General features: G+C 60.5%; 14 protein-coding genes. 7 read left to right on the forward strand and 7 right to left on the reverse strand.

Annotated elements, in window-relative coordinates; translation table 11 throughout:
- The first annotated feature begins 300 nt into the window (after window positions 1-300).
- Genes glgX through PH605_RS21560 form a run of 3 tightly spaced genes read left to right on the forward strand, consistent with a single transcriptional unit; the run spans window position 301 to window position 3,867 of the window.
- Complete coding sequence (glgX, locus tag PH605_RS21550; RefSeq protein WP_142846040.1) at window positions 301-2,256, forward strand: glycogen debranching protein GlgX; 1,956 nt, start codon at window positions 301-303, stop codon at window positions 2,254-2,256.
- 55 nt (window positions 2,257-2,311) lie between these two features.
- On the forward strand, window positions 2,312-2,800 hold the full coding sequence (locus PH605_RS21555; protein WP_020809754.1) for a MaoC family dehydratase: 489 nt from the start codon (window positions 2,312-2,314) through the stop codon (window positions 2,798-2,800).
- Between the two features lie 23 nt (window positions 2,801-2,823).
- Entirely contained in the window at window positions 2,824-3,867 is a 1,044-nt protein-coding gene (locus tag PH605_RS21560) for a DUF2332 domain-containing protein (protein WP_142846038.1), read from the forward strand.
- Here the strand turns inward: PH605_RS21560 and PH605_RS21565 are convergent.
- Genes PH605_RS21565 through PH605_RS21585 form a run of 5 tightly spaced genes read right to left on the reverse strand, consistent with a single transcriptional unit; the run spans window position 3,864 to window position 9,357 of the window.
- Entirely contained in the window at window positions 3,864-4,418 is a 555-nt protein-coding gene (locus PH605_RS21565) for a sarcosine oxidase subunit gamma (RefSeq protein WP_065657378.1), read from the reverse strand. The two genes, PH605_RS21560 and PH605_RS21565, sit on opposite strands and share 4 nt — an antisense overlap.
- A complete protein-coding gene (locus PH605_RS21570; protein ID WP_142846036.1) occupies window positions 4,411-7,371 on the reverse strand; it encodes a sarcosine oxidase subunit alpha in 2,961 nt (986 codons plus the stop codon). Before PH605_RS21570 ends, PH605_RS21565 begins: the two co-directional genes overlap by 8 nt.
- Window positions 7,368-7,682, reverse strand: coding sequence for a sarcosine oxidase subunit delta (locus PH605_RS21575; RefSeq protein WP_003508553.1), 315 nt, complete (start codon window positions 7,680-7,682; stop codon window positions 7,368-7,370). The genes PH605_RS21570 and PH605_RS21575 overlap by 4 nt, the downstream gene beginning before the upstream one ends.
- Window positions 7,683-7,693: 11 nt before the next feature.
- The gene (locus PH605_RS21580; RefSeq protein ID WP_161987979.1) at window positions 7,694-8,104 is read right to left on the reverse strand and encodes a hypothetical protein; all 411 of its coding nucleotides are present in this window, start codon (window positions 8,102-8,104) and stop codon (window positions 7,694-7,696) included.
- On the reverse strand, window positions 8,104-9,357 hold the full coding sequence (locus tag PH605_RS21585; protein WP_059756984.1) for a sarcosine oxidase subunit beta family protein: 1,254 nt from the start codon (window positions 9,355-9,357) through the stop codon (window positions 8,104-8,106). Before PH605_RS21585 ends, PH605_RS21580 begins: the two co-directional genes overlap by 1 nt.
- Window positions 9,358-9,673: 316 nt before the next feature.
- Between PH605_RS21585 and rpsU the strand changes: the two genes are divergently transcribed.
- Together rpsU and PH605_RS21595 are read left to right on the forward strand one after the other, a co-directional pair.
- On the forward strand, window positions 9,674-9,901 hold the full coding sequence (rpsU, locus tag PH605_RS21590; protein WP_003508541.1) for a 30S ribosomal protein S21: 228 nt from the start codon (window positions 9,674-9,676) through the stop codon (window positions 9,899-9,901).
- A gap of 133 nt (window positions 9,902-10,034) precedes the next feature.
- Window positions 10,035-10,931: a tetratricopeptide repeat protein gene (locus tag PH605_RS21595; RefSeq protein ID WP_003508539.1), complete on the forward strand. Its 897-nt coding sequence runs from the start codon at window positions 10,035-10,037 to the stop codon at window positions 10,929-10,931.
- A gap of 72 nt (window positions 10,932-11,003) precedes the next feature.
- Here PH605_RS21595 and PH605_RS21600 read toward each other — a convergent pair whose 3' ends face one another.
- Window positions 11,004-11,270 (reverse strand): DUF6074 family protein, encoded by a 267-nt coding sequence (locus PH605_RS21600; protein WP_035239160.1) that lies wholly within the window; start codon window positions 11,268-11,270, stop codon window positions 11,004-11,006.
- A 340-nt stretch (window positions 11,271-11,610) separates the two neighbouring features.
- Here PH605_RS21600 and PH605_RS21605 point away from each other — a divergent pair, with 340 nt between their 5' ends.
- Together PH605_RS21605 and PH605_RS21610 are read left to right on the forward strand one after the other, a co-directional pair.
- Window positions 11,611-11,889 (forward strand): exopolysaccharide production repressor protein, encoded by a 279-nt coding sequence (locus PH605_RS21605; protein WP_065657382.1) that lies wholly within the window; start codon window positions 11,611-11,613, stop codon window positions 11,887-11,889.
- Between the two features lie 110 nt (window positions 11,890-11,999).
- Window positions 12,000-12,989: a glycosyltransferase family 2 protein gene (locus PH605_RS21610; protein ID WP_065657383.1), complete on the forward strand. Its 990-nt coding sequence runs from the start codon at window positions 12,000-12,002 to the stop codon at window positions 12,987-12,989.
- A gap of 194 nt (window positions 12,990-13,183) precedes the next feature.
- Here the strand turns inward: PH605_RS21610 and PH605_RS21615 are convergent, their stop codons facing one another.
- On the reverse strand, window positions 13,184-14,152 hold the full coding sequence (locus PH605_RS21615; RefSeq protein ID WP_142846033.1) for a polysaccharide pyruvyl transferase family protein: 969 nt from the start codon (window positions 14,150-14,152) through the stop codon (window positions 13,184-13,186).
- Window positions 14,153-14,176: the final 24 nt, after the last annotated feature.

Below are 14,176 nucleotides of genomic sequence, written 5' to 3' on the forward strand. Positions count from 1 at the left end.
CTCATGCACCGGCGACGCACCGATCGGCTTCTCGACCCGCCACCAGACAAACCCAGAAACCAAATCCAGATGGCCTTCCAATGGCCGCAAATTTAAACCGGACAGTAGTGGCCTTGTGCCGAGGATCTGCCAACGCATCGTCCAATCAATGCGTAGCAGATGCTCGGGACAGGCCCGAGCATGACGGAGGAGAGGTTTTGGGTTCGCCATCGATCACAGGCGGACGCATACCCGCCTTCCATTAACGGCCACCTTCTACCCTTACGAAGAAGAAACAACTATCCCCCGGAGAGACAGACCATGCAGACACCTTCCGTTTTCCCCAAAGGCGCAATCCAGACGGAAAACGGAACGGAATTCACGGTCTATTCCCGGCACGCCTCGCAGGTCGATCTCTGCCTTTTCGATGCTAACGGCGAGAAAGAAACGGCGCGTTTGCCGATGGCGCGCGGTGAAGATGACGTTCACCGGTTGACCGTCTCCGATGCCGGCCCCGGCACGCGATATGGCTTTCGCGCTCACGGCATTTACGCTCCCGAACACGGCCTCTGGTTCGATCCTGCAAAGCTGCTGCTCGACCCCTATGCCACGGAGATCGACCGCCCCTTCCGGCACGATCCCGCACTTTACGCCTTTGGTGCGGAGACCGGCGGGATCATGCCGAAAGCGATTCTTTCTCAGCATGAGCCGATCAGGCGTCAACCGCCGCTTTTTGCCGAAGGCGGGCTGATTTACGAACTCGCCGTCAAATCCTTCACCCGGCTGCATCCTGAAGTGCCGGAAGAGATCGGGTGCACCGTTGCCGCACTTGCCCATCCCGCCATTATCGCGTACCTGAAAAAGATCGGCGTCGATGCGGTGGAGTTGATGCCGATCACCGCCTGGATCGATGAGCGCCACCTGCCGCCGCTCGGCCTTTCCAACGCCTGGGGTTATAATCCCGTCGGCTTCATGGCGCTCGATCCGCGCCTCTGCCCCGGCGGCGTGCGGGAATTGCGGGATACGATTGCGGCGCTGCATGCGGAGGGCATCGGCGTCATTCTCGATCTGGTCTTCAACCATACGGGCGAAAGCGATATCGAAGGTTCGATCCTGTCGTTGCGCGGGCTCGATAACCTCACCGCCTTCCGCCACCCGCCGGGAAAACCGGGCGTGCTGGTCAACGATACCGGCACCGGCAATACGGTTGCCTGCGACCATCCCTATATTCGCCAGCTCATCGTCGATTCCCTCCGACATTTCGTTCTGAATGCCGGCGTGGATGGCTTCCGTTTCGACCTCGCGCCCGTACTCGGGCGAACGGCCAATGGCTTCGACATGGCAAGCGAAACGCTCGCGGCCATGCATTCGGACCCGGCACTTTATGACCGCCTGCTGATCGCCGAACCATGGGATATCGGCCCCGGTGGATATCAGCTGGGCAATTTCCCCGAAAGCTTTCTGGAGTGGAACGACCGCGCCCGCGACGATATGCGCCGCTTCTGGCGCGGCGACGCCGGCACCATCGGGGCGCTGGCAGATGCGCTTTCCGGGTCTTCGCCGATCTTTTCCCGCCATGGCCGCTTGAACAGCCGCAGCGTCAACTTTCTCGCTGCCCATGACGGTTTCACCCTGTTCGATCTCGTCAGCCACGAACACAAGCACAATGAGAAAAACGGCGAGAACAATCGCGACGGCCACAATGAAAACCACTCCTGGAACAATGGTTTCGAAGGCCTGACGGATGATCCTGCCATTGTCGCCGCCCGCATTGCGGATGTGAAGGCGCTGCTTTCCACCCTGTTCGTCAGCCGCGGCGTCTTGATGCTGACCGCCGGCGATGAGGGCGGCCGCAGCCAGCATGGCAACAACAACGCCTATTGTCAGGACAATGACATCACCTGGGTCGACTGGTCTTCGCTTGTGCCCGAACTGATCGATCACACGGCATTTCTCGCAGCGCTTCGCAAACGCTTCGGCGTCTTTTCCGAGACCGGCTTCTTTTCCGGCAGCGGCGATGTGACATGGCTTGCCCCGGGCGGGGAGCCCATGACGATTGCGGACTGGGAAAGCCCGAATGGACCCGCCTTCGCCATGGTGCTTTCAACGTCGGACCGCGAAACGGGCGTCGAGGTCGAGCTTGCGGTTCTCATCAATCGCGGTCGCGAGATCGTTCCTTTCACGCTGCCCGGCGATGGCTGGCATGCGATCGGCACGGATTTCGGCAATCCCGCCTTCCTGCCCGCCCGTTCCGTGGTGTTTTATCTGCGCAGTTGATCCCTTCGCGTCGCCAGCCGTATAAGTCCCTGGAAACAATGCGGACGGAGGTAACATGACAAAAGAAATTGCGCTGGCGGAGATGAAAAATCTGGTCGGCACGGAAATGGGCGTCTCCGACTGGATTACTGTCGATCAGACAATGATTGACGCTTTCGGAAAGGCGACGCTGGACGAACAATTCATCCACACTGACCCGGAGCGCGCCAAAGCGGAAAGCCCCTTTGGCGGCACCATCGCGCATGGATTCCTGACGCTGTCTCTGCTTTCGGCGCTGAATTACGATGCTCTGCCCCGCATCCGCGAACAGACCATGGGCATCAATTACGGCTTCGATGCCGTTCGTTTCGTTACGCCGGTCAAAAGCGGTGCGCGGGTGCGCGGCCGCTTCACGCTGGCGGAGGCGCGTTTTCGCGGCGCGGCCATGTTGATGACGACCTATGACGTGACGGTGGACATCGAAAACGAGAAAAAGCCGGCGCTTACCGCGCGCTGGACCACCATCAGCCAGTTCAACCCGGAGGACAGGCCGGAAGACGCCTGAAACTGCCGCAAGGGAGAGACCGCATGCATGACGAAGCCGTAAGGAATGCGTTTCTCGTGCAGGCAAGAGCCTGCGACAGCCTCGGCTCGCCCTTTACCGCGCGGCTCTGCCGCACCATGGCAGCAAGGCTCGACCGCCATACCGAGGTGGGCGAGCGGATTTTATCCTGGCCGGGCGATGTCGGCCCCTCGGGCGATTCCGTTCCCCTCCGGCTGGCGGGCGCCCTGCATGCGCTCGCCATCGAGGAAAAGATCGCGCCGCTTGCCGATATCCCGCCGGAAGACGAAGAAGCGCTCTGGCAGGCCTGCGCCAGCGCCCTGCGTTTTCATTCCGCCTTCATCCTCGAAAGATTGAAATCACCGCCGCAGACCAACGAGGTTCGGCGTTCCGCCGTTCTGCTGCCGGGCTTTCTTTCGATTGCGGCACTGACCGGCAAGCCGCTGGTGCTTTCCGAAGTCGGAGCCAGCGCTGGCCTCAACCTGCAATTCGACCGTTACCGATATCGCCTCGGCGATCTCGCCTGGGGTGAGCAATCCGATGTTTTCCTGTCACCGGAATGGCGCGGCGACACGCCCGCCCATGAGCGGATCGAGGTTATCGAGCGCGCCGGCTGCGATCTCAACCCGCTCGACCCATCATCCGCCGAAGATCGCCTGCGGCTGATGTCCTATGTCTGGGCCGATCAGACAGACAGGCTGGAGCGAACCGCCGCCGCCCTGCGGATAGCCGTGGAACATGGTCTGCATGTGGAGAAGGCGGACGCGGTCGACTGGCTGAAATGCCGCCTTGCCACGCAATATGCGGGTGCTGTCCACGTCGTCTATCACTCAGTCGCCTGGCAATATCTGCCCGATGAACTGAAACAGGAAGGCGAGGCTGTGATTGCCGAAGCTGGAACCCGCGCCACGCCGGATGCCCCGTTTGCCCGGCTGCAAATGGAGGCGGATGCGACGCCGGGCGGTGCCGCCATTACCCTGCAGATCTGGCCGACCGGCGAGAAACAGGAAATCGGCCGAGCCGATTTCCATGGGCGGTGGGTGGAATGGCGGGGGTGGATGGCCGGTTAAACCGCCACGTCCTCAGCCGCTTCCTGCAACAGCCCGCCGACATATTCCGCAAAGGAACGCCAGCATTCCACCCGGAACGTATCGTCCGCCGTGCGCAGCAGCACCACTTCCGCCTTGCCGAAAACGGTGCGCGAGCACGCGCCGACCGGGAACTTTGCGAGAGAAAGATCCTGCGGGCAGCCGGCATTGAGTGCCGCTTCCGCACCGGCACCGGAGACGATGACGGCCGTATTGCGGTGGGAAATATCGGTTGCAGAAAACAGGCCGGAAACGCCGGCGAGAGCCGCCATCAGGTCGCTCTCGCCCTGATCAATCACCAGCCATTCATCCGGGCCGAGCCACAAAGCGGACCGCAGGCCCGAGGTGACGGAGCTTTTCGGGCGGGCCGGCAGGGCAAGACCGAGCGCTTCCGAAAGTGCCGGCAGGGCGCTTTCCCGGGCGCGCAGCGAGAGCCGCGAGGCGGAAGCAGCAGGTTTCAGCGAAACAAAGGGAGAGCCGCCGTGAAAATCCTCGAGCACGGATTTGCGTTTTGCGTGAAGTTTGTCAGCCATTGAGACGGGCTCCTTCCTTGTCGAGGAAGACCATGTCGGTCACTTCGACGGCAATGGTTTTATCGGCGAGCGGAATATAGAGCGTTTCGCCCATCCGCGCCCTGCCATCCGCCACCAGCGCAAAAGCGATGGAATGGCCGAGATTTTCCGACCAGTAGGCGGAGGTGACATGGCCGAGCATGGTCATGGGTTTCGGCTGGTTCGGATCGACAACGATCTGGCCGCCCTCGTCCGGAACGGTCAGCCGGTCTTTCGTCTTCAGGCCGACCAGCTGTTTGCGGCCGGAGCGCGTGAGATCGGTGCGTTTCAGCCCGCGAATGCCGACGAAATCCGTCTTCTTCTTGGAAACGGCCCAGGCAAGCCCGGCATCGTCAGGCGTCACCGTGCCGTCCGTATCCTGCCCGACGATGATATAGCCCTTTTCCGCACGCAGGATATGCATGGTCTCGGTGCCATAAAGGCAGCCGCCGACGGCTTCGGCCCTTTCGCGGATCGCCGACCAGACGGCCGCGCCGTAATCGGCCGGAACGTTGATTTCGAAACCGAGTTCGCCTGTGAAAGACACGCGGAAAAGCCGTGTCGGCACACCGCAGAAGGTGCCTTCGGCCACCGCCATATGCGGGAAGGCCTCCGGCGAGAGATCGATGCCCTCGACGAAGGGCGCGATAACCTCGCGCGCCTTTGGCCCCTGCACGGCAATCACGGCCCATTGTTCGGTAGCCGAGGTGAGCCAGACATTGAGATCGGGGAATTCGGTCTGGAGATAATCTTCCATGTGCTGGAGAACGCGCGGCGCGCCGCCCGTGGTGGTCGTCACATGGAAACGGTCTTCGGCAAGACGCCCGACGACGCCGTCGTCGTAAACGAAACCGTCTTCGCGGGTCATGATGCCGTAACGGCAACGGCCGGGTTTCAGCGTGTCCCAGGCATTGGTGTAGATGAGGTTCAGGAACTTCGCCGCATCCGGGCCGACCACTTCGATCTTGCCGAGTGTGGAGGCATCGAACACGCCGACGCTTGTCCGAACCGTCTTGCATTCGCGGTTGATCGCCTCATGCATGTCCTCGCCCGCCCGCGGGAAGAACCAGGCGCGTTTCCAGTTGCCGACATCCTCGAACACCGCGCCGGCAGCCAGCTCTTCCTCGTGCATCGGCGTCTTGCGGGCCGGGTCGAACAGCGCGCCGCGCGAATGGTTGATGAGCGTGCCGAAGGTGACCGGCGTATAGGGCTGGCGGAAGGTGGTGAGACCGACCTTGGGCAAATCCCGGCCAAGCGCCTCCGATGCGATGGCAAGGCCGTGCATATTGGACATCTTGCCCTGATCGGACGCCATGCCATTGGTGGTGAAGCGCTTGATATGCTCGACGGAATGCATGCCTTCGCGCACGGCAAGGCGGATATCCTTGGCGCAGACATCGTGCTGGAAATCGATGAAGGCCTTGACGCCGGTGCCCTCACCCGCGCCTTCGGCCGCACCGATCATGCCGCCTGTCCAAATCCTTGCATTCTCACCGGAAAACTCCACGCCGCCGCCACCGGCAGCCGCAGCCTCGGCGATCAACGCGGAAAGATCGTCCGTGCCGTTGCAGGCGCCGATGGAAACACCGTTCTGCACATGGATATCTGGCAGGAAACGCTGGTTAGCCGCGTCAAACTTCAGCTTGCCGCGCGATTGCGAGAAGAGATGCACTGATGGCGTCCATCCGGCCGAAACCACCAGCGCATCGATGGCGATCTTGCGCTTGTTGGAACCGCCATTGCGGCCAACTGTCATGGAAGACACACGCAGGCGGCCGGCGGTATTGTAAACGCTATGGCCCGCCAGCACTTCGATGCCGAGCGCCCGCGCCTCATCCAGCAGGCGCTGATGCGGGTTCTCGCGGCAATCGACGATGGCGGCGATTTTCACCCCGGCCTTCTTCAGATCGAAGGCCGTCTCATAGGCCGAATCATGGGCGGTGTAGACCCCGACATTTTGACCCACGGCGACGCCGTAATGGTTGAGATAGGTACGTGCGGCCGAGGCCAGCATGATGCCGGGGCGGTCATTATTGGCAAAGACCATGTGACGTTCGATCGCACCCGCCGCCAGCACGACCTTTTTGGCGCGCACCTGCCACAGCCGCTCGCGCGGCTGGTGTCTGGCGGGCGTGGCGAGATGATCGGTCACCCGCTCGGCCAGCGCCACGAAATTGTGGTTGTAATAACCAAAAGCGGTGGTGCGGGTGAGAACCCGCACATTGGGCAGGGACTTCAGTTCGGCAAAAACCTTCTGCGCCCATTCGTAACCGGGCAGACCGTCGATAACCGTGCCAGTGTCGAAACGCAGCGCGCCGCCGACTTCGGCATTTTCATCGACCATAATGACGCTGACGCCGGTTTTCGCGGCAGCAAGCGCCGCCGTCAGACCAGCGACGCCGGCACCGGCCACCAGCACATCGCAATGGGCATAACGACCGGAATAATGATCCGCATCCGGCTCGCTCGGCGCCTTGCCAAGACCGGCGGCGCGGCGGATCAGCGGTTCGTAAACCCTGTGCCAGGCGGCCTTCGGCCACATGAAGGTCTTATAATAAAAACCGGCCGCGAACATCGGCGACAGGAGATCGTTGATGGCGCTCAGATCGAAGGATAGCGACGGAAAGCGGTTCTGCGAGGCGATGATCGCGCCGTCGAACACTTCCTGCACCGTGGCACGCACATTGGGCTGCTTGCGCAGACTGTCGCGGGAAACGTCGATCAGCGCATTCGGCTCTTCCGGCCCGGCGGAAAGGAAGCCGCGCGGCCGGTGATATTTGAACGAGCGGCCGATCAGATGCACGCCATTGGCCAGAAGCGCGGAGGCGACCGTGTCCCCCTCCAGCGCCTGATAAATCTTGCCATCGAAGGTGAAGCGCGCGGTTCTGGCCGGGGTGAGACGACCGGCCCCCTTGATACGATAATCGCCGCTCATTGCCCGGCTCCCTTTTCTGCGGAAAGGACCGTCTCAGTATCGGGTTTCGGCTCACCCGCCTTGTAGGTCATCAGGAATTTGTCGCTGACCGAATCGCGGGCGGCGTTGAAGAAGCGGCCGCAGCCGTGAATGTGACGCCAGCGCTCGAAAACGAGGCCCTTGTCATTGTCGCGAATGAAGAAATATTCGGCGAAGGCCTCGTCGGAAATATCGGCGATGTTTTCCGGCCGGGCGATATGGGCTTCGCCCGCCCAGCGGAATTCCAGTTCGGAACGGTCTTCCCCGCAATAGGGGCAATGGATCAGAAGCATCGTCGCTCCACCTAGAGAGAATTTTCCGGAAGGATCGTTCCGGCGGGTTGGTCACACAGCCGCTTTCCCATGGCTACGAAAGGGGAAAGCCGCTTTAAAAGCTGCTCGAAATTATCGAAAGGGCGTAGCGCCGAGGCCCGGCCCATATTGACGATGGCAACCGCCATCATGTCGGTGTCGATCGCGAAGGGGTAATCCTGCCCGCCATCCTCCTTCTCACCGACAAAATAAACCATCTTGTTCGCGAGACTTGGAGCGCAGAGAAGCAGGCCTTTTTCCGCCATGAAGGGCCAGTCTTTCTCACCCTGCATCTTAGCAATCTTCTGGCTGCGAAAATCCCTGGCCTCGGGAATGACGCTGCCGACGGGCACGGGCACGGCCGCGCCTGATATGTTGATCGCAAGCATGGCCGCCGCCAGCATCAATGCGCCACCGCGGCAGCGGCAGCCTCATCAATAAGACGGCCGGTGCGGAACCGGTCGAGCGTCAGCCCCGCCGCCAGACGATGCGGTTCACCCCGCGCGATGAGATGCGCGAAAAGATTGGCCGAACCCGGCGTCGCCTTGAAGCCGCCCGTACCCCAGCCGCAATTGACGAAGAGGTTCTGCACCGGCGTCACGCTCTGGATCGCCGAGCGGTCGGGTGTGTTGTCGGTAATGCCGCCCCATTGGCGCATCATCTTGACGCGGCGGAAGATCGGGAACAGCTCGCAGATCGCGTCGAGCGTGTGGGTGATGATCTGCAGGCCGCCGGTCTGGGAATAGGAGTTATATTGATCGGTACCTGCGCCGATGACCAGCTCGCCCTTGTCGGATTGCGAAATATAGGCGTGGACCGTGTTGGACATCACCACGCAGGGGAAAATCGGCTTCAGCGGTTCCGAAACCAGCGCCTGCAGCGGGTTGGAATGCAGCGGAACGCGCACATCCGCCATTTTCATGATGACGGAGGAATGACCGGCGGCGGAAACGCCGATCTTCTTCGCACCGATGAAACCGCGATTGGTTTCCACACCCGTCACCGCCCCGTCCGGCCCGCGGCGAATGCCCGTAACCTCGCAGTTCTGGATGATGTGCACGCCGCGGTCGGAGGCCGCGCGGGCATAACCCCAGGCCACAGCATCGTGGCGCGCCGTGCCGCCGCGGCGCTGGAGGGCAGCGCCGTTGATCGGATAACGCGCATTGCCTGATATATCGAGCGGCGGGCAATAGGCTTTCGCCTGCTCCGGCGTCAGCCACTCATTGTCGATGCCGTAAAGACGGTTGGCATTGATATGGCGGCTGAAGGACTGCCGGTCATGAATATTGTGCGACAGCATCATCACGCCGCGCGCCGAATACATGACGTTGTAATTGAGATCCTGGCTCAGGCCTTCCCACAGTTTCAGGGAATGCTCGTAAATATCCATGCTCTCTTCATAGAGATAGTTGGAGCGGATGATGGTGGTGTTGCGGCCGGTATTGCCGCCGCCAAGCCAGCCTTTTTCCAGAACTGCAACATTGGTAATGCCGTGTTCCTTGGCAAGATAATAGGCAGCCCCCAGCCCATGGCCGCCGCCGCCAATGATGATGACATCGTAATCCTTGCGCGGCTCGGGCGAGGCCCATTGCGCATCCCACCCCTTATGACCCCTGAGCGCCTCACGCGCCACGGCAAAAACGGAATATTTGCGCATTCGCAATCTGCTCCTCAAGAACCGGCCAGAAGCCGGAAACATGGCTCCGGCCCTTATCATACACATGGCAAATCGGGATGGGAGGCAATATCCATTTTGCGACGCCGCAATGATTTTGTTTCGACATCACAGGCAGAATTCCGGGCAAGCCGCATTTTGCTGGGTGATTATGCGCTACCGGCTGGACTTGGCTCAAATGATCTGTTATTGCACGTCACCAATCGCCCGGCTCGACAGCCGAACGAACGATTTTTTATTTGCGTGCGAATGCCTTATTCACATAGCAAATTAACCAAACCAAAGGAACGGGTTTAACGTGCAGGTACTAGTCCGCGACAATAACGTTGATCAGGCGCTCCGCGCCCTGAAGAAAAAGATGCAGCGCGAAGGCATTTTCCGTGAAATGAAAATGCGCGATTACTACGAAAAGCCCTCCCAGAAGCGCGCTCGCGAAAAGGCTGAAGCCGTTCGCCGCGTTCGCAAGCTGGCACGCAAGCGTGCACAGCGCGAAGGTCTGGTTGCAGGCCCCCGCGCAGGCCGTTAATAGGCCGTCTTTTGGACGTTTTTGAATGCTTGTTGGGCGGGGGCGATCAATTCGCCGCCGCTCTTTGTGTTTGTGGCCGGAGAACGCTCTTGAAAACGACCGTGAGACCGGCCTGCGAGGGAACCCACACCGAATGATCGCTGTCGACGCCTGTGTTGTGAAAAACTCCGATGCCTCCACGCGCCGGGTGCCATTGAAAAACAACAGAGGGTTCCGCGCTTCTCTGGTCGTCTGTACCGTCCTTGCCGGTCTTTCCGGCTGCGCGACATCCAACCAGACGGAGGATGTGTTCAGGATCGACCGTGCCCAGGGTTCGCAGGAAAACATCGCCTCGCTTACCTCGGTCATCAACGCCAATCCCCAGGATCCCGAAGGCTATAACGTCCGTGGCTCGGCTTACGGCCGCGCCGGCGATTCGCGCCGCGCCATCGAGGATTTCAACAAGGCGCTGCAGCTCAACCCACGCTTTTATCAGGCCTATGCCAACCGCGCGCTGGTCTATCGCAACTCCGGGCAGCAGCAGCAGGCCCTGCAGGACTACAACGCCGCCCTGCAAATCAATCCGAGCTACGATGTGGCGCTGATCGGCCGCGGCAATCTTTACCGCCAGTCCGGACGTGTGAACGAAGCCTTCAACGATTTCTCCCGCGCCATCGAGCTTGAAACCACCGATGGACGTGCCTGGCACAATCGCGGCCTGATCTACCAGCTGCGCAACCAGCATGCCCAGGCCATCGAGGACTTCTCCAAGGCAATCTCGCTGTCGTCGACGTCGCCCGAGCCCTATAATGGTCGCGGCCTTTCCTATGTCGCCTTGAACGACGATGAGAACGCCTTTGCCGATTTCAACCACGCCATTTCGCTGGATGGCAATGTGGCGGAATCCTGGGCCAACCAGGCGCTTGTTTATGAGCGTCGCGGCGAGATGGCCAAGGCCGCCAAGTCCTATGGACATGCGGCCCGGCTCGACCCGAAATACAAGCCCGCACTCGATGGCGTTGCCCGCACACGCGGCGCCGGCGCTTCCTGATCAAACGGGCATGAACAAAAAAGCCGGCAGGTTTGACACCTGCCGGCTTTTTTTATGGAAAACGCTGAGGCCTCAATGGCTGTCGCGGCGCGCCTCTGGCGTGGCATCGCCCGCCCACAATTCAGCCTGCACAGCGTTTTGAAATTCCATGACCTCGCGCCGCATGGCAGCGTCCTCATAGCCAAGCGCCATCAGACGGGCGGCCAGCTCACGGCACTCCCTGCGCCAGAAATCATTCGCCTCCACACCATGCAGCCGGTCGAGCATGGTTGCACATCTTTTTACGTCGGCAATACGGTTCTTTGCCGGAAAGGCGATTACTTCTGAACTCGTTGTCACGCGGGCACCTTGCTCTTGCTGAGGAATCAATACCGACTTTTTAAAGGCGAGATGGTTAACGAAGTCTGCAGAGGGCGTAAGACAGCCGACAATGGCCGCAAGAGAACGATTTTATGTCTCTAAAAAGCAGGAAATCGCCTGGTAAGGCAGCCCCGATTGGGGGAAGTCATCGATTACCGAGGAATTTACCAATCAAGATTACCGAAATTTCATGCCGCAACCGTTAGAAGAAGTATATGTGTGTTGAAACAGCACCGGTCTCATCGTATATTTCTTGCAAAGAAGAAAAATGCCGCAGCGCAGTCAAAAATGGAGAAATCGTTCTCGGGAGGAGAGCACCATGTATGCACCTCGTGTTTTTTTCAGCATGATCGGTGCATTGCTTACCTTTGCGGTTGCGACATATTTCATCCACGGCTCGTTCTATACGGCATTCATCCAGACCCTCATCTGCGCGGTCATTCTGCAAGTCGGTTATTTCATTGGGATTGTCGTCCTGGTCGCCCGGGAAAAGCGGCGGCTGCGCGAAACCTTCGCGCGGGATCGTGGTGCCGAGGCAATGCAGGCGGACGCCGTAAAAAGCCCGCCGCCGCACGGTGCAAAACTGACCGATATGTGAGCTTTCACGCAGCTTCATTTACTGCGTCGCAAAAAAATCGCTTGCATCCATACCCGTGACACTTTCTGCTGGCCAAATCCTGACGGTTGGTCAAAGCAGAAGGACAATACATGGTGAGCGGTTCACAGCCCATTTGCGTCATCATCGCTGCGAAAAATGCATCCGAAACGATCGATATCGCCATACGTTCCGCCCTCGGGGAGCCCGAGGTCGGCGAAGTGGTGGTGATCGACGATGGTTCCACCGACACGACGAGCGATGTGGCGCATGCGGCGGATGACGGCACGGGCCGTCTGCGGGTCGTGCGATTCGAGGTCAACCGAGGCCCTTCGGCTGCGCGCAACCACGCGATCTCTATTTCATCGGCGCCGCTCATCAGCATTCTCGATGCGGACGACTTCTTTTTCCGCGGCCGTTTTGCCGCCATGCTGGCCGACGATGACTGGGATCTGGTGGCCGACAATATCGCCTTCATCCAGCAATCGGTCCCCGGCGCATCCTCCATGCAGCCGGCCCGATTCGAACCGCAGGCGCGGTTTCTGTCGCTGACGGAATTCGTGGAAGGCAATATTTCCAGGCCCGGCGTTGAACGCGGGGAAACCGGGTTTCTGAAGCCGGTCATACGCCGCGCTTTTCTTGACAAACATGCACTGCGTTACGATGACGGCCTGCGGCTCGGTGAAGATTACGAGCTTTACGTGCGGGCGCTGGCCGCCGGCGCGCGTTACAAGGTCATCCGTCATTGCGGTTACGGCGCGATCGTGCGCGGCAACTCGCTGAGCGGCCGCCATCGCACCGAAGATCTTCGCCGCTTATACGAGGCGGACAAGGCCATTCTCGCCGGCTGCCGGCTTTCGGCAGAGGAAACGGCGATCATGCGGGAACACGAAAAACACATCCGCGCCAAATTCGAGCTTCGCCATTTTCTCGATGCGAAAAAGCAGAAGGGAATGGGCGGCGCGCTGAGCCATGCCCTTGCGCGGCTCCCCGCCCTGCCCGCCATCACGCGCGGCATCTGGAGCGACAAGACCGCCCGATTCCGTAAATCGCCGCCGGTGCGGGACGTGCGTTATCTGCTGGACGGTACGCCGGTTTCGTAGGGGAAAAGACGACCTGCGCCAATTCCTCGCCGTCATCCTCGGGCTTGGCTTGTCCCGAGGATCTACTCACGTATCGTATGATCGGTCGGTTGCAGATGCTCGGGACAGGCCCGAGCATGACGATAGAGACCCTAGAGGATGGCATCCTCAAGCGAAGGCGGCAGAAAATTCTCTGCCGCATCCACTCTTCACCCTCAGAGATAATCCCGCTTCACCGTTTCCAGAACGGCGGCGAAACGCTCCTTGCGCTCTTCCAGCCGGCCATCCGGGCTGAGACGCGGCTCCGCGCGGCTTGCCTGCCAGAGCGCCAGCGTGGAAGGTGCTGCCAGCACCTGCTTGGCCAATTTGCGCAATGACCGAGGCTGCGTTTCCTGCGGCCGCACCAGCACGTCGCCCTCATGCGCCGGGCCTTCCTGTGCCGGAACGGAACCGGTCTCGGCAATGACGGGGCCGGGCGGCGGCGGGAAGCTCATGCCCCAGAAGCGCGAGCCCTTTTTCGCCGCCTCGGCGCGGGTTGAAACGGGCACATAGCGCGGCTGATATTCGACACCCACGCTGCCGGCCCAGTCGCTCCATTTGAAGCTGTTGATCGACGGCGAGGTGCTGACCGCGACCCATGGCACGCGGAAGGCATCGGCAAGAATTGCGCCATGCATGGATTCGGCCACGATGAATTCCGACTGGGCGATGGCGCGGATTACCGCTTTCGCCTCGCCGCGCGGGTCGAGATAGGTCAGCCCCGCCGGTTCGCAGACGGTTTCCCACATGCCGAATTCCGCCGATTCCCAGTGCGGAACGAAGGTTTTCTTGTAGAGCTTCGGCAGGCCTTTGAAATCGGGCATCTCGGTCACCATGACGGCCGGATCGACAATGCCCTTTTCGGGCGCGAGCCCCAGCTTCGCGGCGGTTTTTTCGCCGCGCACGCAGCGAATATCCCAGAACTCGGTGCTGGTATCCGGCACCGCGCCATAACCATAGCCGCTGCCGATCACCAGCTTGCGTTGCTTTGCGGGCAAAAGAACGTCGTTCAGCACGGTGCCGACGCCGACGAGCATGACGTCGTCATGCACATCGCGCAGGCCCGGAAGCAGAAAATCCCACAGCCACAGGTTGAGATCGTCACCGAAATTTCCGTGATGAGATTCCCAGTGGTAAGGTTTCATGAGGTCACTCCTGGGTGAAAAAAC

The sequence above is a fragment of the Agrobacterium sp. CFBP 3001 genome (assembly GCF_027871605.1).
In the GTDB taxonomy this organism is placed as follows: Bacteria; Pseudomonadota; Alphaproteobacteria; order Rhizobiales; family Rhizobiaceae; genus Agrobacterium; species Agrobacterium leguminum.

Coding starts and splice junctions, on each gene's coding strand:
- glgX (WP_142846040.1), top strand. CDS start 301: ATGCAGACACCTTCCGTTTTCCCCAAAGGCGCAATCCAGACGGAAAAC.
- PH605_RS21555 (WP_020809754.1), top strand. CDS start 2,312: ATGACAAAAGAAATTGCGCTGGCGGAGATGAAAAATCTGGTCGGCACG.
- PH605_RS21560 (WP_142846038.1), top strand. CDS start 2,824: ATGCATGACGAAGCCGTAAGGAATGCGTTTCTCGTGCAGGCAAGAGCC.
- PH605_RS21565 (WP_065657378.1), bottom strand. CDS start 4,418: ATGGCTGACAAACTTCACGCAAAACGCAAATCCGTGCTCGAGGATTTT.
- PH605_RS21570 (WP_142846036.1), bottom strand. CDS start 7,371: ATGAGCGGCGATTATCGTATCAAGGGGGCCGGTCGTCTCACCCCGGCC.
- PH605_RS21575 (WP_003508553.1), bottom strand. CDS start 7,682: ATGCTTCTGATCCATTGCCCCTATTGCGGGGAAGACCGTTCCGAACTG.
- PH605_RS21580 (WP_161987979.1), bottom strand. CDS start 8,104: ATGCTGGCGGCGGCCATGCTTGCGATCAACATATCAGGCGCGGCCGTG.
- PH605_RS21585 (WP_059756984.1), bottom strand. CDS start 9,357: ATGCGCAAATATTCCGTTTTTGCCGTGGCGCGTGAGGCGCTCAGGGGT.
- PH605_RS21595 (WP_003508539.1), top strand. CDS start 10,035: ATGATCGCTGTCGACGCCTGTGTTGTGAAAAACTCCGATGCCTCCACG.
- PH605_RS21605 (WP_065657382.1), top strand. CDS start 11,611: ATGTATGCACCTCGTGTTTTTTTCAGCATGATCGGTGCATTGCTTACC.
- PH605_RS21610 (WP_065657383.1), top strand. CDS start 12,000: ATGGTGAGCGGTTCACAGCCCATTTGCGTCATCATCGCTGCGAAAAAT.
- PH605_RS21615 (WP_142846033.1), bottom strand. CDS start 14,152: ATGAAACCTTACCACTGGGAATCTCATCACGGAAATTTCGGTGACGAT.